The sequence below is a fragment of the Aidingimonas lacisalsi genome (assembly GCF_008079445.1).
In the GTDB taxonomy this organism is placed as follows: Bacteria; Pseudomonadota; Gammaproteobacteria; order Pseudomonadales; family Halomonadaceae; genus Aidingimonas; species Aidingimonas lacisalsi.
Genome location: NZ_VRYH01000001.1, coordinates 450,257 through 474,364 on the forward strand (window position 1 = coordinate 450,257; position 24,108 = coordinate 474,364).

At 57.4% G+C, this 24,108-nt stretch carries 25 protein-coding genes; all 25 read right to left on the minus strand.

Annotated elements, in window-relative coordinates; genetic code table 11:
- Positions 1–52: 52 nt before the first annotated feature.
- Positions 53–499, minus strand: a complete 447-nt coding sequence (locus tag FVV99_RS01975) for a bifunctional adenosylcobinamide kinase/adenosylcobinamide-phosphate guanylyltransferase (protein WP_148252323.1) — start codon at positions 497–499, stop codon at positions 53–55.
- Entirely contained in the window at positions 454–1,086 is a 633-nt protein-coding gene (locus FVV99_RS01980; protein WP_148252325.1) for a histidine phosphatase family protein, read from the minus strand. Before FVV99_RS01980 ends, FVV99_RS01975 begins: the two co-directional genes overlap by 46 nt.
- The gene (locus tag FVV99_RS01985; protein ID WP_148252327.1) at positions 1,038–1,793 is read right to left on the minus strand and encodes an adenosylcobinamide-GDP ribazoletransferase; all 756 of its coding nucleotides are present in this window, start codon (positions 1,791–1,793) and stop codon (positions 1,038–1,040) included. Before FVV99_RS01985 ends, FVV99_RS01980 begins: the two co-directional genes overlap by 49 nt.
- Positions 1,790–2,335, minus strand: a complete 546-nt coding sequence (locus tag FVV99_RS01990) for a bifunctional adenosylcobinamide kinase/adenosylcobinamide-phosphate guanylyltransferase (RefSeq protein WP_148252329.1) — start codon at positions 2,333–2,335, stop codon at positions 1,790–1,792. Before FVV99_RS01990 ends, FVV99_RS01985 begins: the two co-directional genes overlap by 4 nt.
- Complete coding sequence (gene cobD, locus FVV99_RS01995; RefSeq protein WP_148252330.1) at positions 2,332–3,441, minus strand: threonine-phosphate decarboxylase CobD; 1,110 nt, start codon at positions 3,439–3,441, stop codon at positions 2,332–2,334. Before cobD ends, FVV99_RS01990 begins: the two co-directional genes overlap by 4 nt.
- Positions 3,438–4,412 carry an adenosylcobinamide-phosphate synthase CbiB gene (cbiB, locus tag FVV99_RS02000; RefSeq protein WP_236645263.1) on the minus strand — a complete coding sequence of 325 codons (975 nt, stop codon included), beginning with the start codon at positions 4,410–4,412 and terminating at the stop codon, positions 3,438–3,440. Before cbiB ends, cobD begins: the two co-directional genes overlap by 4 nt.
- Before the next feature lie 108 nt (positions 4,413–4,520).
- Positions 4,521–5,588 (minus strand): nicotinate-nucleotide--dimethylbenzimidazole phosphoribosyltransferase, encoded by a 1,068-nt coding sequence (cobT, locus tag FVV99_RS02005; RefSeq protein ID WP_148252332.1) that lies wholly within the window; start codon positions 5,586–5,588, stop codon positions 4,521–4,523.
- An 82-nt stretch (positions 5,589–5,670) separates the two neighbouring features.
- Positions 5,671–7,506: a glutamine--fructose-6-phosphate transaminase (isomerizing) gene (gene glmS / locus FVV99_RS02010; RefSeq protein ID WP_148252334.1), complete on the minus strand. Its 1,836-nt coding sequence runs from the start codon at positions 7,504–7,506 to the stop codon at positions 5,671–5,673.
- 9 nt (positions 7,507–7,515) lie between these two features.
- Entirely contained in the window at positions 7,516–8,844 is a 1,329-nt protein-coding gene (gene glmU / locus FVV99_RS02015; protein ID WP_407921328.1) for a bifunctional UDP-N-acetylglucosamine diphosphorylase/glucosamine-1-phosphate N-acetyltransferase GlmU, read from the minus strand.
- 82 nt (positions 8,845–8,926) lie between these two features.
- Complete coding sequence (locus FVV99_RS02020) at positions 8,927–10,030, minus strand: FAD:protein FMN transferase (RefSeq protein ID WP_236645264.1); 1,104 nt, start codon at positions 10,028–10,030, stop codon at positions 8,927–8,929.
- 8 nt (positions 10,031–10,038) lie between these two features.
- Positions 10,039–10,833, minus strand: coding sequence for an undecaprenyl-diphosphate phosphatase (locus FVV99_RS02025; protein WP_148252335.1), 795 nt, complete (start codon positions 10,831–10,833; stop codon positions 10,039–10,041).
- Between the two features lie 94 nt (positions 10,834–10,927).
- A complete protein-coding gene (mgtE, locus tag FVV99_RS02030) occupies positions 10,928–12,298 on the minus strand; it encodes a magnesium transporter (RefSeq protein WP_148252337.1) in 1,371 nt (456 codons plus the stop codon).
- Between the two features lie 97 nt (positions 12,299–12,395).
- Positions 12,396–12,824 carry a F0F1 ATP synthase subunit epsilon gene (locus FVV99_RS02035; protein ID WP_148252339.1) on the minus strand — a complete coding sequence of 143 codons (429 nt, stop codon included), beginning with the start codon at positions 12,822–12,824 and terminating at the stop codon, positions 12,396–12,398.
- Positions 12,825–12,849: 25 nt separating this feature from the next.
- A complete protein-coding gene (atpD, locus tag FVV99_RS02040; protein WP_148252341.1) occupies positions 12,850–14,226 on the minus strand; it encodes a F0F1 ATP synthase subunit beta in 1,377 nt (458 codons plus the stop codon).
- A 71-nt stretch (positions 14,227–14,297) separates the two neighbouring features.
- Positions 14,298–15,182 (minus strand): F0F1 ATP synthase subunit gamma, encoded by an 885-nt coding sequence (gene atpG, locus FVV99_RS02045; RefSeq protein ID WP_148252343.1) that lies wholly within the window; start codon positions 15,180–15,182, stop codon positions 14,298–14,300.
- A gap of 73 nt (positions 15,183–15,255) precedes the next feature.
- Complete coding sequence (atpA, locus tag FVV99_RS02050; protein ID WP_148252345.1) at positions 15,256–16,800, minus strand: F0F1 ATP synthase subunit alpha; 1,545 nt, start codon at positions 16,798–16,800, stop codon at positions 15,256–15,258.
- Between the two features lie 17 nt (positions 16,801–16,817).
- Positions 16,818–17,354, minus strand: a complete 537-nt coding sequence (locus FVV99_RS02055; RefSeq protein ID WP_148252347.1) for a F0F1 ATP synthase subunit delta — start codon at positions 17,352–17,354, stop codon at positions 16,818–16,820.
- 11 nt (positions 17,355–17,365) lie between these two features.
- Complete coding sequence (locus FVV99_RS02060; RefSeq protein WP_148252348.1) at positions 17,366–17,836, minus strand: F0F1 ATP synthase subunit B; 471 nt, start codon at positions 17,834–17,836, stop codon at positions 17,366–17,368.
- 75 nt (positions 17,837–17,911) lie between these two features.
- Positions 17,912–18,139 carry a F0F1 ATP synthase subunit C gene (gene atpE, locus FVV99_RS02065; RefSeq protein WP_148252350.1) on the minus strand — a complete coding sequence of 76 codons (228 nt, stop codon included), beginning with the start codon at positions 18,137–18,139 and terminating at the stop codon, positions 17,912–17,914.
- 70 nt (positions 18,140–18,209) lie between these two features.
- On the minus strand, positions 18,210–19,034 hold the full coding sequence (gene atpB / locus FVV99_RS02070) for a F0F1 ATP synthase subunit A (RefSeq protein WP_148252352.1): 825 nt from the start codon (positions 19,032–19,034) through the stop codon (positions 18,210–18,212).
- A 27-nt stretch (positions 19,035–19,061) separates the two neighbouring features.
- A complete protein-coding gene (locus tag FVV99_RS02075; protein WP_148252354.1) occupies positions 19,062–19,448 on the minus strand; it encodes an ATP synthase subunit I in 387 nt (128 codons plus the stop codon).
- A gap of 191 nt (positions 19,449–19,639) precedes the next feature.
- Positions 19,640–20,575: a ParB/RepB/Spo0J family partition protein gene (locus FVV99_RS02080; RefSeq protein ID WP_148252355.1), complete on the minus strand. Its 936-nt coding sequence runs from the start codon at positions 20,573–20,575 to the stop codon at positions 19,640–19,642.
- A 30-nt stretch (positions 20,576–20,605) separates the two neighbouring features.
- Entirely contained in the window at positions 20,606–21,376 is a 771-nt protein-coding gene (locus tag FVV99_RS02085) for a ParA family protein (protein ID WP_148252357.1), read from the minus strand.
- A gap of 38 nt (positions 21,377–21,414) precedes the next feature.
- Positions 21,415–22,068, minus strand: a complete 654-nt coding sequence (gene rsmG / locus FVV99_RS02090) for a 16S rRNA (guanine(527)-N(7))-methyltransferase RsmG (protein ID WP_148252359.1) — start codon at positions 22,066–22,068, stop codon at positions 21,415–21,417.
- Positions 22,065–23,960 carry a tRNA uridine-5-carboxymethylaminomethyl(34) synthesis enzyme MnmG gene (gene mnmG, locus FVV99_RS02095; RefSeq protein ID WP_148252361.1) on the minus strand — a complete coding sequence of 632 codons (1,896 nt, stop codon included), beginning with the start codon at positions 23,958–23,960 and terminating at the stop codon, positions 22,065–22,067. Before mnmG ends, rsmG begins: the two co-directional genes overlap by 4 nt.
- Positions 23,961–24,108 lie beyond the last annotated feature (148 nt).

The following is a 24,108-nucleotide window of genomic DNA, read 5'->3' on the forward strand; positions in this document are numbered from 1 at the left end:
TGTTTCCAGGATGTCAGCCAATCACGGTTCTCCTCGCCCATGCCGCCTGCACTCAGCCTCGTGATTCCCTTGCTTCCAGCCGTTGCACGAGCCCATGGCGGACATACCAGATCGCCTCGCAGGCAGCGGCGGCGTCCTGGACCAGCCAGCCATTGAGATCACGCAACCGACGTAGTTCTGATGTCATGGGTACAACACCGCGACCCATTTCATCGAGAATCAACACCACCGGGGTATCCGCCATCCTCTCTGCGTCGGTCAAGGCATCCAGGATCGATCGCCACATGCCACGCAGTGCCTTGTCATCGCTCTGTTCAACCAGCACCGCCTGAAGCCAATCCAGCCAACCGGTGACCACCAGAGGCAGGCCAGGTCGATGGCTGCGAAGCCAACCATCCACTTCCTCCCCCGCGGTCAATCGGTGCCAGTTCGCCGTGGGGAATCGCCCGGCGACTAGGGCTCGTCGGCCGGAGCAGGCACCGCCGATGAAGAGTTGCATCGCCAGTCTCCTTCCTGATGTTCGAAGATGAAACGCCGCCCTTGAGCCTGGCCCACCGTGCCATCCCAGAAGTCGGCAGCTTCCAGACGTCGACGCAGTTCGCGGATCGCCCCACCATGACTGACCACCAGGACACGACCGTAGCCTTTCGCCAGCGATTCATCGAGCAGCGCCACCAGCCAACCGGATAGACGAGCCCAGAGTTCCCCGGCAGACTCACCGCCGGGTGGGGCCTGCTCCCCCCGACTGTCGATCCAGGCGCGATAACCGGTATCGTCCTTGAGCTGGTCGTAGGTCTTGCCCTCATAGTCGCCGAAATCAAGCTCACGCAGCCGAGCGTCGAAGTGCGCTGTACCCTTTCGACCTTCCCATACATGCGCCAGCGTCTGACGACAACGAATCAGATCGCTACAGTGGACGGCATCGAAGGGCACGTTGGCCAGATGGCTCCGCAGTCGGTCAAGATCCGGCAGTGCCTCAGGCAGCAACAAGGGTATGTCGCGCTGTCCCTGGTAGCGGCGCTCACGATTCCACGCCGTCAACCCGTGACGAACCACCACCAGCTCCAGGCGCTGAGCAGCAACCATAGTTCTCCTCCTTCGATGGCAGCCCCGACGATATCGCCGTTGATGCCGGTGAAGGCCCGGACCATAACCAGGCCATACAGAGACAGAAAGACCAGCAGCGCAGCGAGCAATCCGATCCCGACAGGCAGCCAGACGAAGAGCGGCACCAGTGGTACCAACGAAAGTACCAGATCATTCCGGGTCAGATGTTGCCGCCAGGTCCAGGCCAGTCCTTCGCGCCGCGCACAGGGCGCCAGGCGCAGTAGTGACAGGGCACCGAAACGCGCCAAAGCCGGTAATGCCACCAGCCATGCCGGGGTTGCCCCGGCCGTCAGCAGTGCCCAGAGCAGCATCCCTTTCCAGGCAAGCAGAAAGACCAGGGACAGGATCGCGAAACTGCCCACCTGTGAATCCTTGATGATCGCCCAACGCGTCTCCAGAGACGCATTGCTGCCCAGCGCATCGGCGACGTCCATGACCCCATCAAGGTGCAGACCGCCAGACAGGACCACCCAGACGCTGAGTAACGTTAACGCCAGAAATGGCGTGGGAAGCGCTTGCCCGAGTTCAGCCACGGCGGCAAGCAGACTACCGATCAATAACCCTACCAGAGGATAACAGCGCAACGCCCAGCGACACGTATCGGCACGCCAGGGGCAGCGCAACGGAACCGGAATTCGTGTCAGAAACTGCAACGCCAATATCAACCCATAAAAGGCATTTCTCATATTGGCGTCTCCTCGCTCGATGCCCATTCGAGGGGGAAACCGGCCACCACCTCCACTACGCTATCAGCCTTCCGGGCAAGAAGGCAGTGCAGCCGCTGCAGGAAAGCCAGATAGCGCCATGTTTCACTATCCTGGGGTGGCAGTCCCTCATTGAGGTCATTGGAAACCACCACGAGGGTAATCCGCCGAGCACGTACCGACTCCAGTACGCGCATCAACATGGTTTCTCCCTCCGCCTCATTACCACCACCGGCATAGAGCCATTGGCTGGACCAGAGGGTCAAACAATCAAGCAGCACGGTATCGCCCCCGACCACCTTGGCCATGGCCGTATCCAGAGCCAGAGGAGCTTCCAGGGTATGCCAGTCATCTCCCCGCTCATGACGATGCCGGGCGATACGCTCTGCCATCTCGACATCGCACGCCTGCGCCGTAGCCAGATAGATGAGTCGTCCGCCACGTTCGGCATGGGATGACAGGGCCAGGGCCTCGGCATGACGGCTTTTGCCGGAGCGTGCACCTCCGCTGACGAAGGTGATCATGGTATCCCTCCTCCGCGATACTCGGCCAGGCTGTCAGCCAGTGCCGACAACAAGCGATCATTGTCTTCGACGCCGCGCAGCGCCACACGCAGCCAACCGCCATCCAGTCCAGGAAAGCTCTCGGTGTGACGTACCATGACACCGCGGCGTAGCAATGCCGGCAACAGGGAACGTGTCGTTTCCCGCCCATGAGGATGCCGTACCAGGAAAAAGTTGGTCTGACTTGGTACTACCTCGAGACCCAGCTTGCCGAGATCGGCCTGTAATCGTGGTCGTTCAGTGGCAAGCCACTCGCGAGTGCGAGCCATGAAATCATGATCGTCCAGCAGCGGTGGGACCAACTCAGCGGCCAGACCGTTGACACTCCAGGCAGGCTGGAACGCTTTGGCGCGCTCTACCGTCCGGGAATCAGCCAGCAGATAACCAACTCGCAGACCCGGCAGGGTGTAGAGTTTGGTCAGCGAGCGCAGCAGAATCAGATGATCGAAACGGGCAAGTAGCGGGGTCAGCGCCTCATTCGGGTCATCGACGAAATCGATGAAGGCTTCGTCCACGACTACATGACAGTCGCGTTCTTTCGTCAACTCGATAAGCCGTTCCATCGTCTGGCGCGGTATCAACTTGCCACTCGGGTTGTGTGGCCGGCACAGAAACAGCAGCCGACACTCGCCCAAACCACGCACCAAGGCATCGGGGTCAAGGAGGAAATCAGGAGGTGCAAGATGAGTGTCGTGCCTCGAGAGGCCATGAGCGGTGCAGGCCCGAGCATATTCGGCAAAGCCCGGTTGAACGATGGTGGCCGCCTCCCCGGCATGCAGGGCAGCGGCTATAAAAATGGCTTCAGCACCGCCATTGGTAAGCAATACCTGGTCAGGATGCACACCTTCATGGTCGGCGATGGCAATCCGTGCCTTGCGATATTCCGGATCGGGATAGCGGGAAATCGTCGCCATGCGCTCTGCCAGCCAGCTGGACAACCAGGCCGGGGGGCCCAAGGGATTGAGGTTGGCGCTGACATCCAGCACCGGCGTATCTTCCGGTAAACCGAAGCGGGTCAGCAGCGGCATCGCCTGACCACCGTGAAGGGGCCAATCGTGTCGTGTCATGACACCTCCTTGAATACGATCAGTAACACCAACACCGCCAGGAAACCGAGCCAACCACCATGCATCAGGCGGATGGCACCCTCGATATGGCGAACCGCCAGCGTTTCCCGGGGGATGCCAAGCCGCGTACGACAGGACACGTCACCCTGATACGTGTTCATACCGCCAAGCTGCACACCAAGCAGATTGGCCACCATGGCTTCCGGTAAACCGGCATTGGGACTGGGATGGTGCGCCGCGTCACGGTAAGTTGCAGACAGGGCGCCACGCGTGTGCATGCCCCTCAAGAGATGGGCGCTCAACCAGAGTGTCAAGGCGGTGAGTCGGGCCGGAAACCAGTTGGCCACATCGTCGAGACGCGCTGAGGCCCAACCGAATTCACGATAACGCTCGTTTCGATAACCCACCATGGAATCCAGGGTGTTGATCGCCTTGTAGGCAAGTGCCAAAGGTGCGCCACCCAACAGCGCGAAGAGGAGCGGTGCCGTGATGCCATCCACACTATTCTCGGCGACCGTCTCCACTGTCCCTCGGGTAATCTCCGGTTCATCCAGATAGGCGGTATCCCGGCCGACGACCATCGCCAGTTGCTGACGTGCAGTCGTGAGATCACCCTGGATCAGGGGCGTTGCCACCGCCAATGCCGCATCACGGAGTCCCTTGATGGCCAGGCAATTGACGAGAAGCCAGAGTTCGGCGACCAGTTTCAGCCATGGGTGCAGTCGAGCCAGCAGCATCAGCCCGCTGCTGGCCAGAATATAGGTCCCAATCACTACCACCGATGTCATCAGCCCCCCTTTAAGGCGCCTTGCCCGCGGCGTACCGTGGTTCCAACTCCTTTCCAGGCATCCGATTACCTTCCCCATGCCGACGACCGGATGAGGCATCGAACGGGGATCGCCAATGACCAGATCCAGTAGTACGGCGATCACTACCAGAGTGAGCAACGTGAATGACATGGGTTCAGCCATTCTTCGCCTCCCCGGCACGAATCAGAGCTCGAAAGGCCATTGCGGTGCCCATCGACAGCCAAAGCCAGCCCAGGCAGAAGTACGGGGAAGGTGGTCTCATCCGGCTATTCATGAGGTCGGGGCGGCACCATCGATTCCGGCATCCGTGAAAGTACTCATCTCGGCAAGCATCCGACAGGCCGAATCGAGCAACGGAAAGGCCAGGGCGGCACCGCTACCCTCCCCCAGGCGCATGTCGAGATCCAGCAGTGGAGCGGCATTCAGCGCCGCCAACGCTGTATCGTGACCCGGTTCACGGGAACGATGAGCGAATACCAGATAGTCACGCAGTTCCGGATGCAGTCGGCAGGCTATCAACGCGGCTACCGTCGCAATGAATCCGTCCACCAGTAGCGGGAGCCGATTGGCCGCCCCACCCAGAAATGCGCCGACCATCGCAGCAATCTCCAATCCCCCCAATGCCGCCAAGGCACCCAGTGGATCATCAGCGTCGATGCGTCGGGCATCGATGGCACGCTGGATCACTGAACGTTTATGAGCCAGACGCTCGTCATCGATACCGGTTCCAACACCTACCACACGTTCGAGCGGCACATCGTGGAGTGCTGCCAGCAGAGCACTGCTCGCCGTGGTATTGGCGATGCCCATCTCGCCGACGATCAGGCTGCGATAACCTGCTGCAGCTGCACACTCAGCAGCGCGGATACCGACACCGATAGCCTGCTCGGCTTCCTCACGATCCATGGCGTCGGTATTCACCATATTGGCCGTTCCGAGACGAATCTTTTCGTCTACCAGCAATGGATGATCGATCAATTCGGGGGGAAGTGGCGCGGCGACGCCGACGTCGATCACTTCCAGACCAGCACCATGCTGGTGAGCAAAAACATTGATGGCGGCCCCGCCAGTAGCGAAGTTGGTCACCATCTGGGCAGTCACCGACTGCGGGAAAGCCGACACCCCTTCTGCCGCCACGCCATGATCGGCAGCGAATACCAATATCTTTGGGGGCGACACTCGAGGTAGTGCCTCACCCTGGATTGCCGCTAAATCGATCACCAGCCGCTCCAAACGCCCCAGGCTGCCTGGCGGTTTGGTGAGGTTGTCGAGTCGACGGGCCGCGCACTCGGCAGCGGCCCGATCAAGAGAAGGAAGACGATCGGGGATGACGTTCACATGTATCTCTTCTGACAGGGTTCCAGAAAGACATCATGGTAACGTTCCCCGTTCGCGACGGCTAATTAGATCCCTCGTCGCCTCATTCGACAGTGACCGACTTCGCCAGGTTACGGGGCTGGTCGACATCGGTGCCCTTGAGAACCGCAACATGATAGGACAACAATTGCAGCGGCAAGGTATAGATGATCGGAGCCAGCGCTTCGTCAACGTGGGGAAGTTGCAGCACTCGTACCCCTTCCGTGGATTCGATCCCCACATTTTCGTCAGCGAAGACGAACAACTCACCGCCTCGCGCACGGACTTCCTGAAGGTTGGATTTGAGCTTGTCCAGCAACTCGTCGTTGGGTGCTACCGAGATGACAGGCATTTCGCTGTCGACCAGCGCCAGCGGCCCGTGTTTGAGTTCACCTGCCGGATACGCCTCGGCGTGGATGTAGGAAATCTCCTTGAGCTTGAGTGCTCCTTCCAGGGCGATGGGGAAATGGGCTCCACGTCCCAGGAACAGCGCATGATGTTTCTCGGCAAAAGCCGTCGACAAGGCCTCGATGTCCTTGTCCAGTCCTAGCACTCGGGTGGCTACATCCGGCAATGCGCGCAAGGCGGCGGCGATCTCGACCTGCCGTTCGGGCGCCTCACTACGTACCTTGGCCAGCGACAGAGTCAATAGCATCAATGCCACGAGCTGACTGGTGAAGGCCTTGGTCGACGCGACGCCAATCTCCGGACCGGCATGCGTCATCAGGGTAAGGTCGGATTCGCGAACCAGTGAACTGCCCGGGACGTTGCAGATCGCCAGACTGCCCATGTAACCCAGTTCGCGGGAAAACCGTAAGGCAGCCAGCGTATCGGCCGTCTCACCGGACTGAGACAATGTCACGAACAGCGTATTTTCGGGCACCACGACCCGACGGTAACGATATTCCGAGGCAACCTCGACCTGAGTGGGAATCCCTGCCACTTTCTCGAGCCAGTAACGCGCCACCATACCGGCATGGTAACTGGTACCGCAGGCAACGATATGGATCTGGTCGGCTTTGGCGAACAGTGCCTCGGCATCGATACCGAAGCTCTCGATCAACACGCCACGCTCACTCAGCCGGCCCTCCATCGCCGCCGCTATGACTTGCGGCTGTTCATGGATTTCCTTGAGCATGAAGTGTCGATAATCACCTTTGCTAGCCGCACCATCGCTATGTTCGAACGTCTGTACCGGGCGCTCGACAGCATCACCGTTGCGATCGAATATCTCGATCTTCCCCCCCTTGGAGAGGCGAACCACATCCTCTTCCTGGAGGTAGATGAAACGATCGGTGACCTGAAGCAAGGCCAGCGGATCGGATGCCAGGAATGCTTCCTCGATACCGACACCGACGACCAATGGACTTCCCTTGCGCGCACCGATGATCACACCCGGTTCGTCGCGATGCATCACGCCCATGGCATAGGCGCCGTCGAACACCATCAGGGCATTACGGACTGCAGACAACAGATCATGGCCATGGGAAAATTCACGGGCTATCAGGTGGGCGACGACCTCGGTATCGGTTTCCGAAGTGAATGCATAGCCCTGCTGTTCTAGCTCCGATCGCAAACGTTCGTGGTTCTCGATAATGCCATTGTGCACCACTGCCAGATCGTCACCCGATTGATGGGGATGCGCATTATCCTCGCTCGGCTTGCCATGCGTCGCCCAGCGAGTGTGCGCGATGCCCGAGGTTCCTGCCAGTGGCATCGCCTCCAGGCGTGATTCAAGGGCGGCGACCTTACCCAATGCCCGAACCCGATTGAGTCGATTGTCGTCAGAGATCACGGTCATGCCTGCCGAGTCGTAGCCGCGATACTCGAGACGTTTCAAGCCTTCAAGCAGGATTCCCTGAACGTTACGCGCCACCACGGCACCCACGATTCCACACATGCCGCTCTCCTATTGATCCTCTGTTTTCGACTTGGCGGGACGTCGCCAATCGGCCTTGTTGACCTGACGACTCCGGGCCACCGCGAGGGCACCGTCGGCGATATCCTTGCTGATCGTCGACCCAGCACCGACCGTCGCGCCACTACCGACCGTGACCGGTGCCACCAAGGCAGTATTGGAACCGATGAATGCCTCATTGCCGATCTCGGTACGATGCTTGTTGGCACCATCGTAATTGCACGTGATCGTGCCAGCACCGACGTTCACATCATGGCCAAGACTGGCATCGCCGACATAACTCAAATGATTGATTTTGCTACCTTCACCGACATTGACGTTCTTCGTTTCCACGAAGTTTCCCACTTTGGCACGCACCGCCAGATGCGTCCCAGGACGCAAACGGGCGAAGGGACCGATACGATTGAGACCGGATGCGACGGTTCCCTCGATCACGCTATGGGATGCTATCTCGCTCTCGGCGCCGATATGGCTGTCACGAATCACGCAATAAGGACCAATCGACACCCCCTCACCAAGCACGACGTCGCCTTCGAAAACGCATCCCACGTCAATCTCGACATCATGCCCACACGTCAGGCTACCACGTACATCGATGCGTTCAGGGTCGGTCAGAGCGACGCCCTCTGCCATCAAGCGAGTCGCCATTCGCCGTTGATGAGCCCGCTCCAATCGAGCCAGCTGGGCTCGGTCATTGACGCCTTCCACTTCCAGAGAGTCACGGGGCTCAGCAGTAGCGACCGTGACACCTTCGGCAGCCGCCAAGGCAATGATATCGGTCAGATAATATTCCCCTTGGGCATTATTCGAGGAAAGTTGGGGTAACCAGCGTTTGAGTTGGCTACGTGTCATGGCCATGATGCCGGTATTGCACTCACGTACGCCCCGCTGGCTTGCCGTTGCATCTTTCTGTTCAACGATCGCTCTGACGCGTCCCTCGTCATCACGCAGAATACGTCCGTAGCCGGTAGGATCCTCGAGCGTGACAGTCAGCAAGCCCATATGCTGTTCATCGACACGGGCAACCAGTGATGCCAGCGTATCGGCATGAATCATCGGTACGTCGCCATACAGCACCAATACCTTGTCATGGCTTAGTTGATCCAGTGCTTGCGCTACGGCATGCCCCGTGCCGTTCTGCTCATGTTGAACGGCGTAGTGAACCGGACAGTCGCCCAATGCCTGCCGCAACTGATCGCCACCATGCCCTATCACCACATGGATCTGATCGCAATCGAGTTGTAATGCCGTATCGATAACATGCCGAATCATCGGCCTGCCGGCCAGTCGATGCAGCACCTTGGGCCGAGTGGAGCGCATTCGCGTTCCCTGTCCTGCGGCCAGAATGACAACGTCGAGCGCCATCTTGACTCCTTGATCGATATTTTCAGACTGATCCATTCTAGTCACCAGGGCCATGGTCGTCAGGAATCGCTATTCCCATCTCTTTAATCCGTTCGGCTCCCATCCGTTCGACGAATGCCGGGCTGACATAACTCCCCCAGCCTTCGCCATCCGGATCCCGCACCAGCGTCAGAATGGCAAGATCTTCACGCTCTGCCAACGTCATCGAGGCCTTGGGACCAAGCACCATTAATGCCGTCGCCCAGGCATCGGCCCAAGTGGCAGAGTCATGCAGGACTGTCACTGAAGCCAGACGATGCCGTACCGGTCGACCATCTCGGGGGTCCAGGGTATGAGAATAGCGTCGTCCATCCTGTTCGAAATATTGCCGATAATCACCGGACGTTGCCACAGAAATGTCGTGCAATGGCAAGACATGCTGCGCAACCTCTCGTCCACCATCCGGTACTTCGACACCGATTCGCCATGGGGACTCTTTGCCATCACGATAGCCCTTGGCACTCAATTCGCCACCGATGTTGACGAGATAATGATCAATTCCCTGCGCATCCAGATACGCGGCTACCCGTTCGACACCATACCCCTTGGCGACCGCGGAGAGATCGATGAAGTTGTCAGTCAAGCGTCGAGCACGGCCGTTATCGCTCTCTACCTCCAAACTGTCGGGCCCCGTCGCCGATATGCGCCTTGCAATCTCGTCAGCGGCGGGAACTTCCTTGGGACGGGCCTCGGGACCAAAGCTCCAAAGGTTGACCAGATCACCAATCGTGACATCGAAAGCGCCATCGCTGGCCTTAGCCACCGACTGACTGATGGCGAGCACATCGATCAGTCCATCGGAAAGCGATTGCCACTCACCCGGTTCACTGTCGTTGAAAGCCATGAGTTCCGAGTCGTCACGATACGTCGACATCGACATGTCGACCGATTCGAGTTCCTCCATGAAGCCGTCACGCAGTTGCTCGATGTCATCGTCATCAAGATCATCCACAAGCGTGACTTGATAAAACGTTCCGAAGATGGCTCCCTCCAGCTCAATCCGTTCCGGGTCCGGATTCGACTCGGTGCAAGCCGTAAGCCATAGAGCAACCACTCCACAACAACAGACTTGCAAAGCGCTCGACATACGACGCAAGAGCATGTTTCTCCCTAGGCGAAAAACCATAACAGCCAGATTCCGAAGATCACTCGATAGATGACGAAGGGCTGCATGCCTATTCGTCGAATGAAGACAAGAAAGTAATGGATACACAGATAGGCACTTATCCCGGACAGCAGGGTACCGACAAACAATGCCGGCCAATCGACGATGACAGAGGAGAAGATCAGTTCACGAATTTCCAACCCGCCGGCCAGAATGATGACGGGAATCGACAACAGGAAGGAAAAGCGGGCCGCTCCTTCCCGGCTCATCCCCAGTAGCAGCGCCGCCGTCATGGTAATGCCGGAACGCGAGGTGCCTGGAATCAATGCTAATGCTTGGGACAGACCAATCCACATCACATCTTTCCAGCGAAGTTGGTACTCACTTCGCTGACCGGGTCGGCGCCAATCGGCATAACCTAGCAATAGACCGAAACCGATCAAGCTAACGGCAAGAACGGTGACTGTTCGCAAATCCGTTTCGATGACGTCCTTGAACGCCAGGCCCGCAAGGCCGACCGGTATCGTGGCCAATATCACCCACCAGGCCAGGCGCGCTTCTTCATCGACTCGTCCCCGCCAGGATTGCAGCCAGGATATCGTCATACGCCATAGTTCGATGCGGAAATAGGTCAATACCGCTGCCAGACTACCCACATGAAGGGCAACATCGAATGCCAAGCCCTGATCGGGCCAATCGGTGAGCTCCGGCACCAAAACTAGGTGCGCAGAACTGGAAATAGGCAGGAATTCGGTCACGCCCTGAATCAGGGCCAAGATGATAACCTGTAACCAATCCATTCAGATGTCCTGTCAATCATCCATGATCAGATGCGGGTAACAGCGCGAGTCGGATGCCAAGCATACACATATCGGCATGGCTTGTCCGCCCGGATCAACCCGACAGCATGGCAGTGGCAATCGTGAAATAAATCACCACCCCGCAGGCATCGATGATCGTCGTCACCAAAGGGGCAGATGCCGTCGCTGGATCCCAGCCCAATCGATCGAGAAGAAAAGGGAGGCATATGCCGAGCAAACTGCCGAACAATACGATCGAGATCATACTCATGGCCACGACTAGCGCCACCATCTCGCCACCTCGCAGAATGCCGATCGGTGCGACGGCTATCGCCATGGTCAACCCCAGTGCGCCGGCAACCAGCAATTCCCGCCCCATCAGTTTTCCCCAATCCCTGATGCCAACGTCCCCTGTTGCCATGCCACGGACCGTCAAGGTGGCAGCCTGGGCACCGGCATTTCCCCCGCTGCCTATCAACAATGGCAAGAAGAATACTAACGCCACCTGAGCAGCAATCGTTTCCTCGAAGTAAGCAATACCTGCCCCCGAGAATAGATTGCCGAAAACCAGCAATACGAGCCAGACAATACGCTTACGATACAGACTCCATAGACGCACTCGGCTGACACCGCCCTCTAGTTGCCCGACCGAGGCCCCCTTGTGGATATCTTCCGTCGCTTCGGCTTCGACGACATCCATCGCATCGTCATGGGTCACTATTCCGACCAGTCGCTCCTCCTCATCCACGACCGGTACGGCCAGCAAGTCATAGTGCGCCACGATTCGAGCTACCTCTTCCTGGGGCGCATCGACACCAAGCTGAATCACATCCTTGATCATCAAGTCGTCGACACGGGCACCTGGTCGTGCCACGATCAACTGACGCAGCGACATCGTTCCCGCAAGCCGACCCTGATCGTCGATCATATAGATCTGATAGACGGTCTCCGCATCCGGTGCTGTCTGACGGACCCGCATCAATGCCTGAGACACCGTCAACCCACTGGGAATGGCAACATAATCCGAGGTCATCACCGCCCCGGCCGTTCCCTCTTCGTAGCTTGCCAGGCGCTTTAGATCCTCACGCTCGCGGTGAGCCATGCGACGAAGTAGCCCTTCGCGTCGATCCTCATCCAAGACATTGAATAGATCGGCCCGTTCATCGCCACTCATCTCTTCGAGCAGTACCAGCAAGCGATCATCGGCCATCAAATCGGCCAGCTCCGCCTGCAGATCCCCCGACAGGTAGCCGAATACATTGGCACGCCGTTCGATGGACAGGCTTTCCAGAAGACTGAATACGGTTTGCCGGTCCTCGTCTTCCTCGGCAATGTCGGACAGGATGGCCGCGATATCGGCCGATCGAAGATCCGGAAGCAGCGATTCCAGCGTCTCTGAATCATCCTGGGACAAGGCGTCCAAGATCAGTAACTTGTTTTCCTGCAGCGTTGCTTCCAGCGACATGGCAAGCCTCCTTACGCCTCACGGCGTGCCCACAAACGACGACGCCCCCTGGCCATTACAACCAGAGGGCGCCGAGATCACAAGGCCGATCGTTCTGCTATTCTCTGCCCGCCTTCTTGCGCAATTGCTGAATGGTTCGCAATTGGGCAACCGCTTCGGCAAGTTCAGCCGCCGCACGTGTATAATCGATTTCAGCGGCCGTCTCATTGAACGCTCTCAAGGCCTGTTGGCGCGCCTCTTCTGCCGCAGCTTCATCGAGGTCGCTGGCACGTACGGCCGTATCCGCGAGAATCGACACGATATCCGGCTGCACTTCGAGGAAGCCACCGGTGATGTAGTAATTCTCTTCTTCACCACCGTCGTGGATCACGCGAACCGGGCCGGGTGACAGCTCAGTCAACAACGGCGCATGGCCAGGAAGGATCCCCAGATCCCCCATGACACCAGCAGCGATGACCTGGTCGACATCGCCAGAGAAAATCGATGCCTCGGCACTGACGATCTCGCACTTTAGGCTGTTCGCCATAGTCTTGTCCTCCTGCTGGACGACCTTACTTCATGTCCTTGGCTTTATCGACCGCTTCATCGATGGTGCCAACCATGTAGAAGGCCTGCTCCGGCAGTTCGTCGTATTCACCGTCAAGGATACCCTGGAAACCGCGAATGGTCTCCTTCAACGACACATATTTGCCGGGCGAACCGGTAAAGACTTCGGCAACGAAGAACGGTTGCGACAGGAAGCGCTGAATCTTGCGCGCCCGAGCCACGGTTTGCTTGTCCTCGTCGGACAATTCGTCCATGCCCAGGATGGCAATGATGTCCTGCAACTCTTTGTAGCGCTGCAATACTCGCTGTACCCGGCGAGCGATATCGTAGTGTTCGTCACCGATCACCAACGGATCCAACTGACGAGACGTGGAATCCAGCGGATCGATGGCCGGATAGATCCCCAGCTCGGCAATCGAACGGGCCAGTACGACCGTCGCATCCAGGTGAGAGAAGGTGGTTGCCGGCGATGGGTCGGTCAAGTCATCCGCAGGTACGTATACGGCCTGGACCGAGGTGATCGAGCCCGTCTTGGTGGACGTGATACGCTCCTGAAGGACCCCCATTTCCTCGGCCAGGGTCGGCTGATAGCCAACGGCCGACGGCATACGACCCAGCAGCGCCGACACCTCGGTACCGGCCAGGGTGTAACGATAGATGTTGTCGATGAACAACAGTACGTCACGGCCTTCATCACGGAACTTCTCGGCGATGGTCAACCCGGTCAGGGCAACGCGCAGACGGTTGCCGGGCGGTTCGTTCATCTGACCGTAAACCAGCGATACCTTATCCAGAACGTTGGATTCGGTCATCTCATGATAGAAGTCGTTACCCTCACGGGTACGCTCACCGACCCCGGCAAATACCGAGTAACCACTGTGCTCGGTAGCGATGTTACGTATCAATTCCATCATGTTGACGGTCTTGCCCACACCAGCACCGCCGAACAGGCCAACCTTGCCACCCTTGGCGAAGGGGCAAACCAGGTCGATGACCTTGATGCCGGTTTCCAACAACTCGCTGGACACCGATTGATCGGCATAAGAAGGCGCCTTGCGGTGGATTGGCAAGCGTTCCTGTTCACCGATCTCACCGGCTTCATCGATAGGCTGGCCAAGCACGTTCATGATGCGGCCCAGCGTTTCCTTGCCCACCGGCACGGAAATGGCGGCACCGGTGCTCTCCACGTCGATGCCCCGCTTGAGGCCTTCCGTGGTCCCCATTGCGATGGTTCGAACCACCCCATCGCCCAGTTGTTGCTGAACTTCGAGAATGGTCTCGCTATTCGAGACCGTCAGCGCGTCGTAGACCTTGGGAATACTGTCCCGCGGAAACTCTACGTCAATCACCGCGCCGATGATTTGTACGATACGTCCGCTCATCTTGATTCCTCTTAGATACCTGCAAATGAAACCTGCATAACCCGGGAGGGAATCGCTTCCCTCCCGTGGTGCTATACCGCAGCGGCACCACCGACGATCTCGGAGATTTCCTGGGTGATGGCGGCTTGACGAGCCTTGTTGTAGACCAGTTCCAATTCGTCGATCATATTACCGGCATTGTCAGTGGCGCTCTTCATGGCGATCATCCGCGCCGCTTGCTCACAAGCCACATTCTCGACCACGGCCTGATAGACCTGCGACTCGATGAAGCGCACCAGCAGCCGGTCCAGTAGTACCTTGGGGTCCGGTTCATACAGGTAATCCCAGCTTCCGGGACGGCTGTCATCCTCGTTATCCATATCGTCATCGCCCATCTCGGTCGACAAGGGCAACAACTGCCGCACGACCGGCTTCTGGGTCATGGTGTTGACGAACTCGTTGTGCACCACAAACAGGCGATCCAGACGACCTTCGTCATACGATTCCAACAGGATCTTGATACTACCGATCAGATCCTCGATTTCCGGCGCTTCGCCCAGGCCATTACGTGCCGCTACCAGTTGGCCACCATATTTGCTGAAGAAAGCGCTGGCCTTGGTACCCAGAGCGCAAAATTCCAATTCCGCGCCCTCATCACGCCAGGCCTTGGCTTCCTTCAGCACCTGCTTGAACAGGTTGGCATTCAGACCACCGCACAAGCCCCGATCGGAGGAGACCACAATGAAACCAACACGCTTGGCCTCGCGCTCGATCATATAGTCGTGACGATACTCAGGGTTGGCACCAGCAACATGAGAGACAACATTACGTATCTGACGAGCGTAAGGGTGACTTGCCTTCATTCGCTCCTGGGCTTTACGCATTTTCGATGCAGCTACCATTTCCATGGCACTGGTGATCTTCTGCGTATTCTTGATGCTCCCGATCTGAGAGCGTATTTCTTTAGCAGCTGCCATAGCGACCTACCTCTCGTTCGTGGCTGTCAGAGACTGTAAACACGGGAGAGGTGCCCTCTCCCAAGCTAACGGATTACCAGCTCTGAGTTGCCTTGAACTTCTCGAGACCAGCCTTGAGGCCTTCCTGAATTTCGTCGTTGTAGTCGCCAGTCTGGTTGATCTTGTCGAGCAGTTCGCCATGCTCTGCCTGCATATAGGCATGCAACGCTTGCTCAAAGGCCAGCACCTTGTCTACCCCGATGTCATCCAGGAAGCCTTCGTTGGCGGCATATAGCGTCAGCGCCATTTCGGCCACGGACATCGGCGAGTACTGATGCTGTTTCATCAACTCAGTGACACGCTGACCGTGTTCAAGCTGCTTTCGCGTTGCCTCGTCCAGATCGGAAGCAAACTGGGAGAAGGCCGCCAGCTCACGATACTGAGCCAATGCCAGACGAACGGTGCCCCCCAGCTTCTTGATGATCTTGGTCTGGGCCGAACCACCAACGCGGGAAACGGACAAACCGGCGTTGATCGCCGGACGAATCCCGGAGTTGAACAGGTTCGTTTCAAGAAAGATCTGACCATCGGTAATCGAGATGACGTTGGTCGGCACGAAGGCCGATACGTCTCCCCCTTGCGTTTCGATGATCGGCAACGCCGTCAGGGAGCCTGTCTTGCCCTTGACTTCACCGTTGGTGAACTTCTCGACGTAATCGGCGTTGACACGCGCAGCGCGCTCGAGCAAGCGCGAATGGAGATAGAAGACATCCCCGGGGAAGGCTTCACGTCCCGGCGGGCGACGCAGCAATAGCGACGTCTGTCGATACGCTACGGCCTGCTTGGAGAGGTCGTCGTAGACGATCAGGGCATCTTCGCCGCGATCGCGGAAATATTCCCCCATGGTGCACCCGGCATAGGCAGCGAGGAACTGCATCGGTGCCGGATCGGCAGCGCCTGCGGATACCACGATGGTATGTTCCATCGCACCATGTTCTTCAAGTTTGTTCACCACCTGGGCAATGGTCGACTGCTTTTGACCGATGGCGACATAAACGCAGGTGATGTCCTTGCCTTTCTGGTTGATGATCGTATCCACGGCGATCGCCGATTTACCAATCTGTCGATCGCCAATGATCAACTCACGCTGACCACGACCGATCGGCACCATGGAGTCGATCGATTTGAGACCCGTTTGTACCGGTTGATCGACTGACTGGCGGGTAATGACACCTGGCGCGACTTTTTCGACTGCGTCGGTCTCCTTGGTATCGATATCACCTTTACCATCGATCGGGTTGCCGAGTGCATCGACGACACGGCCAATGAGCTCACGTCCGACCGGCACTTCGAGGACACGACCGGTACATTGCGCGGTCATCCCCTCTTCGAGTTTCAGGTAGTCGCCAAGTACCACGGCCCCGACGCTGTCGCGCTCAAGGTTGAGCGTCATGCCATAGATGCCGCCGGGAAATTCGATCATCTCGCCAAACATGGCGTCTTCGAGGCCGTGAATACGTACGATGCCATCGAAAACACTGACGATAGTACCCTGATTGCGGGCTTCGGATGCGACATCAAGCTTTTCGATACGTTGCTTGATGATGTCGCTGATCTCGGAAGGATTCAGTTGCTGCATGCCATGTCCCTCATGGCTCAGGCGGAAAGTGCCTCGTGAAGGCGGTTCAATCGACCGCGTACCGACCCGTCAATGACGGTGTCGCCGGCACGCAGGATGACGCCACCCAACAAGGTTTGATCCACCTGAGTAGTAATGGAGATTTCGCGATTGAGACGCTTCTTGAGTGCGGCACCGAGCTTGTCTTGCTGCTCGGTTTCCAACTCGAATGCCGAAACGATAGTTACGTCAATGCGCTGTTCGTACTCGGCCCGGAAGGTCTCGAACTGCTGTGAAATCGACCTTAATACCGACAACCGGCCTTTCTCGCCTAGCATGTCGAGAAACTGTCTGGCCGGCTTATCGACCGTTATATCGGCAATCTCGATAAGCAGTTCCACCTTTTGAGCAGAAGTCAGCTTGGGATGAGAAAGCACCTTCTGCATCTCGCGGTCGGCAACCACACGACCCAGCGCTTCAAGCCACTCGGACCAGGCCGGAAGCGCATCATGATCGCGTGCGTACTCGAACGCCGCCTTGGCGTAGGGTCGAGCGACGGTAGATATTTCCGCCATGGGTCACCTCCTCACAGTTCGGCGGCAAGCTCATCGAGCAGCTTGCGATGTGCCTTCTCATCAATGGAGGATTCCAGGACGCGTTCCGCACCGAGAATAGCCAAACTGGCGACTTGTGTACGAAGCTCTTCCTTGGCGCGATTGACTTCCTGCTCAACCTCGGCCCTCGCACCGGCGATGATACGATCACCTTCGGCACGTGCTTGTCCACGCGCCTCCTCGATCATCTGATTGGCGCGCTTGTTGGCCTGCTCGAGAATTTCAGAAGCCTGTTCCTTGCTTTCTCGTAGCGTCTGGTCCGCTTGTTCCTGAGCGAGCTCAAGGTCACGTGACGCACGGCTGGCCGCATCCAGCCCCTCAGCGATCTTTTTCTGACGCTCATGGAGCGCTTGGCTGATCGGCGGCCACACATACTTTATGCAAAACCAGACAAAGATCGCGAAGGCGATCGACTGTCCGATAAGCGTCATGTTGATATTCACAGGACTGTACCTCTGACGGATTCGTGGCGACCGGAAACTGACAAACCGAGCGCACTGCGCTCGGTAAGCGAGCTATTAACCGGCAACGACGAAAATCAGGTACATCGCGATCCCGACACCGATCATCGGCACCGCATCGAGCAAGCCGGCCATCAGGAATGTCTTGGTCTGCAGCTGATCGCCAAGTTCTGGCTGACGAGCCGTGGACTCAAGCAGCTTCCCCCCCAAAAGGGCGAAGCCGATACCGGTACCGAGCGCGCCCAAGCCGATCATGATCGAGGCAGCAATGTAGATGAGTTCCATGGTTTAGCTCCTATTACTGAAGGTATCGGAATTGCAAGTGTTACAGCGTTAGTAGTCGTTGCTCGTGTTATCAGTGATGCTCGTGTGCAGCGCTCAAGTACACGACGGACAACACCGTAAAGATGAATGCCTGGAGTGTAACGACCAGGATGTGGAAGATCGCCCACGGGACATCCAGTAACCAGATGGCCCAGAAGGGTAGCAAGGCGATCAGTATGAATATCACCTCACCAGCAAACATGTTGCCGAACAGACGAAGGCCGAGGCTGAGCGGCTTGACCAGAAGGCTGATCAGCTCCAGCAGCAGATTGAACGGAACCAGCAACCAAGTATTGAAAGGGGTAAAGGAAAGCTCCTTCGCGAAGCCGCCGACCCCCTTGACCTTGAGACTGTAGTAAATGATCAGGCAAAACACGCCGATGGCCATCCCCATCGTGGCATTGGGATCCGTGGTCGGCACGATCTTCATGTAGTCGACGCCCAGGCGAGCAAAGAGCTCAGGGAAGTAGTCGACCGGGATGACCTTGAGGCTGTTCATCAGCAGGATCCAGACGAAGAGCGTCAAGGCCAAAGGCGCAATGATCGGGTTCTTACCGTGAAACGTGGAGCGAGTGAGGTTTTCTATGAACTCGAAAACCATCTCGACCATATTCTGCAGCGTACCGGGTACCCCCGTGGTCGCTGCCTTGCCGGCCTTGCGGAATAGACATATGAACAACGTGCCCATGGCAATCGACCATCCCATGGTGTCGAGATGGATAGCCCAGAAGCCCATCTCGCGAGCTTCTTCGGCCGAATGTGCCAGCGACCAGCCATTTTCAGGATGATTTCCCAGGGTCAGATTCTGAAGGTGGTGACGTATGTACTCGGTCGGCGTCGGATTATTGCCAGCCATGAAGTTGCCTCGCGTTAGTTTGGTCAGTCAGTCACGCACAAGCCAAGGAGCTACCCAGTGCATGAAAATAACCGCCAAGTATGCGCTGAAAAAGAAAATTAGGTTTGAAGGAGGCACCGTGATGAACACTACGGCAAACAGTACCACCGTCAAACCGAACTTTCCTGCTTCCGCCCGGTACAGATTGGTTACGACTCGTTGCGGTTGTCTTCCTCCACGACCGAGACCCGACCTCCACACGAAATACCCATTGGGCAGCCATCCTACCAGCCCACCTTTCAAGACGGACAGAGCGCTTTCGGCTCCACCTGCCAGTAACGCGATCCCGATCAGGATCATTACGGCAATCGCTTGTCCCCACAGCACTCGGGCAAAACGTGTTTGACGGCGAATCGCCGGTGAAGGTCGTTGCATCGTTCACCTTTGCTGATGCTCGTCAAACGATCGAGTGCATTACCATCAGGCAAACACCCGCGGATTATAGGGAAGCGCTACAGAGCGTTCAACCGAAGGCAACGCGAATTTTCGCGATATTGCACTAGTTTACGACCAAAAGGGTAGGAATCGTCGGTAAAAAACGTTAGCTTGCTAAAAAGTAATCCCATTCAGCGGATATGTCCCAGAATGCCATCGAGTTCGTCCAGACTACTGTAACGAATGGTCAAACGCCCCTTGCCACTGCGACCGTGCTGAATCTTGACGGGCGCACCAAGTAGTTCTCCGAGCTGAGTTTCCAAACGGCCGACATCGGTAGGCGTCTCTTCCCGAGAAGACGGCGAACGCTTGGCGCTCCCTTCTTCGCCAAGACGCTTGACCAACGCTTCCGTTGCGCGAACCGTCAGGTCCTTGTTGACCACTTCATGAGCCGCTTGGCGCTGTTTTGCCCCGGACAGGGCGAGTAGTGCACGAGCATGCCCCATATCCAGATCTCCGCGCTCGAGCAATGTCTGGACTTCGGGATCGAGAGCCAATAAACGCAACAGGTTAGCCACTTGGGCACGAGAGCGCCCGACCGTGTCAGCCACCTGTTTCTGTGTCAGATCGAAATCGTCCATCAGACGTTTCAACGCCATCGCCTCTTCGACCGGATTGAGGTTCTCCCGCTGAATATTCTCGATCAACGCCAGAGCCAGAGCCGCCTGATCACTGACCTCCCGGATAACTGCCGGAATCACATCGAGTTCAGCCAGTTGAGCCGCACGCCAACGACGTTCGCCAGCGATGATTTCGTAGCGCTTCTGACCCACGGGGCGTACCACGATGGGCTGCATGACTCCCTGAGCACGAATCGAATCGGCCAGTTCTTCCAGTGCTTCGGGCTGGATGTCCCGGCGCGGCTGAAATTGCCCGCGTGATAGCTGGCCGAGTGGCAAGCGCTCCAAGCGATCGCCGGCAAACGCTGGCGACTCGATCGTTAGATCAACGTCCCCATCGCTCTGCTCGAGGGGCGTGTCGTTCTCACCTTCCAAGGACTCACGATGGCGGGCACCAGAACCGATCAAGGCATCCAGGCCACGGCCCAGGGGGCGTTTACGCGTCATTGATATTCCCTCGATTCATATTCCCGAGACTCATAGCGACAAGCGCCGAATCAACTCCTTGGCCAGCACACGGTGCGCCTGACTGCCCCGTGAGAAACGGGCGTACTTGGTGACCGGCAAACCGTGGCTGGGGGCTTCTGCCACCCTGACGTTGCGAGGAATCGTGGTCTTGAGCAAGGTATCGCCGAAATAGTCGCGCAACTGTTTGCTGACATCGCGAGTCAGGCTGTTACGCGAATCATACATCGTTCGGACGATGCCATGGAGTGCCAGGTTGGGATTCACGCTATCGCGAATCTGATCGACCGTGTCGAGCAGTGCCGACAGGCCCTCGAGAGCGTAGAACTCGCATTGCAGCGGGATCAGCACCCCGTGAGCAGCCGTCAGACCATTGACGGTCAGCATATTCAATGATGGCGGACAATCGATCAGGACGACATCATATTCCCCGGCAACGCTTCTCAAGGCCTCCGATAGGAAACGCTCTCGTCCCTCATCACGGTCGAGTAGATCGACCTCGGCAGCGGTCAGGTCACCATTACTGGGTAACAGAGCGTAGCCGGTATCCGGACAATCGAGGATAACCTCCGCAGCGCGACTGTCTCCCATCAACACATCCAGGATGCTGCCATCGAGCTCGTGCTTGTCGATGCCACTCCCCATGGTGGCATGCCCCTGGGGATCCAGGTCGACCAGTAGCACGCGGCGGTCCAGTGCCGCCAAGCTGGCGGCCAGATTGACGGCCGTGGTGGTCTTGCCCACGCCCCCTTTCTGATTGGTCAAGGCGATGATCTTGGTCACAAGCGACTCCCTTGCAGATTCTGACCGCTACCACGCAGTTATCCCGATTGGTCTTCATGGCGACTCAGGGTCATCAGTACGCGTTTACCATGTTCTCCCGGTATGTCGAGATGCCGGACTTCCTCAACCTTGACTCCAGAAGGCAGTTCGCCACGTTCCGATTCCACCGACGGGCCTTTCATTGCCATCCACCGTCCCTGTCGAGTCAGCAGATGGTCGCTGAGTGTCACGAATGCACCGAGTCCGGCAAAAGCCCGAGAAACGATCTGATCGAAGGGGGCGGCTTCGAACGACTCGACTCTGGATTGTACGGGCGTGACATTGGTCAATCCCAATTCCAGCACAACTTGGCGTTGAAAACGTACTTTCTTGCCGTTGCTGTCGAGCAGTGTGACATCCGACTCAGGCCTGAGGATAGCGATGATCAGACCAGGAAAGCCGGCTCCTGCGCCGACATCAAGGATACGAGACCCTTGCATGGCATCAACGATAGCAGCACTGTCGAGCAAGTGCTTGGTAACCATCTCGGCCGGCGATCGTATCGCGGTGAGGTTATAGGCACGATTCCACTTGTGCAATAGGGCCAATATCGTCAACAGCCGTCGGCGTTGTTGATCATCAGGATACCAGCCCAGGTCAGCGAGACCTTCATCCAATCGTTGCTCGACGGTGACGTCCATCGCCTTGATCATCCAGCGGCCACCTGACTGGTATCCAGTAAACGACGTTTCTTGAGATGAACCAGGAGAATGGAAACTGCAGCAGGGGTCACACCAGAGATTCGACTCGCCTGACCAAGAGTTTGCGGACGTGCTTCCTTGAGCTTCTGGCGAATTTCGTTGGATAGGCCGTCGACATGATCATAGTCCAGTGCCTCGGGCAACGGTGTCGCCTCGTGACGCTTCAATTTGTCGATTTCTTCCTGCTGACGGTCGATATAGCCCTTGTACTTGGCTTGGATCTGTACCTGTTCGGCTACCGTGGGGTCCACGTCCGATTCACCGTTGAGCGACGCTAAATCACGGTATTCGAGTTCAGGACGCTTGAGAAGATCCAGCAGGTTGTACTCGCGTCCCAGAGCTTTACCGGTTTTTTCCTCGACGGCATCAGCAGCCATTGTCCCCGGGTGTACCCAAGTGGACTTGAGCCGAGCCTGTTCACGTTCGATGGCATCACGCTTATCCACAAAGGTGGACCATCGCTCATCGTCGACCAATCCCATGTCACGGCCGAGTTCCGTCAAACGCAAGTCGGCGTTGTCTTCGCGCAGCAAAAGCCTGTACTCCGCACGTGACGTGAACATCCGATAAGGTTCCTGAGTTCCCAGCGTGATCAGATCATCGACGAGCACACCCAGATAGGCTTCATCACGGCGTGGTGTCCAGGCGGCTTTGCCCTGTGCCCGGCGTGCAGCATTCAAGCCTGCCAGAAGCCCTTGTGCACCGGCCTCTTCGTAACCGGTCGTGCCATTGATCTGGCCGGCGAAATACAGGTTGTGGATAAATTTGGTTTCCAGCGAGTGGAGGAGATCTCGAGGATCGAAGAAATCGTATTCGATGGCATAACCAGGCCGCGTGATATGCGCCTGTTCGAGACCACCGATTGACCGGACTACCTGTAACTGGATGTCGAAGGGCAGTGAGGTCGAAATGCCGTTGGGATAGAGCTCATGGGTCTCGAGCCCTTCAGGCTCGACAAAAATTTGATGGCTCGACTTGTCGGCGAAACGATGAACCTTGTCTTCGATCGATGGGCAATAACGTGGCCCTACTCCCTCGATGGTTCCCGAATACATCGGCGAACGGTCCAGGTTGGCCAGGATGATCTCGTGTGTTTTCTCGTTGGTATGAGCAATATGGCAACTCATCTGTCGAGGATGCCAGTCGCGTTGCCCCATGTATGACATGACGGGGGTCGGTGTATCGCCCGGCTGTTCCTCGAGACGTGAGAAATCGACGCTCTTGGCGTCCAATCGAGGCGGTGTTCCAGTCTTGAGGCGATCGACGCGAAACGGCAACTCGCGCAAACGGGACGAGAGTGCATTGGAAGGAGGATCCCCTGCACGACCACCGCGACTGTTATCGAGTCCGATATGAATCACGCCGCCCAGGAAGGTACCTGTGCACAGGACAACGGTATCACCATGAAACCGGATACCGGTTTCAGTGACGACCCCGGTCACGGTATCACCCTCGACGATCAGATCGCCGGCGGCCTGCTGGAATATCACCAGATTCGATTGAGTTTCCAACTGGCGACGTATGGCGGCCTTGTAGAGTACACGATCGGCTTGTGCCCGAGTTGCTCTGACGGCTGGGCCCTTGCGGGCATTGAGGACGCGGAACTGAATGCCTGCCAGGTCAGTAGCTTTGGCCATTGCGCCATCCAGAGCATCGATTTCCTTGATCAGGTGGCTTTTGCCTATGCCTCCCATGGCGGGGTTACAGGACATCTGGCCGAGTGTCTCGATGTTGTGTGTCAGCAGCAGTGTTCTGGCGCCAGTGCGGGCAGCGGCCAGGGCGGCCTCGGTTCCCGCATGACCGCCACCGATGACGATGACCTGGTAACGATCGGGATAATCCACGTTGCACCTCGAGTGATGCTGGCTTGGCATCGTTGCTAAAAGACATATAGCGAAATCAGCCAGCCAGTATAAACCTCTTGTGGGTAACCGTCAGGGGTTTTCCACACCTCGTGTGTCGTACCCTGGTTGTTCAGGGTCTCTAATAATT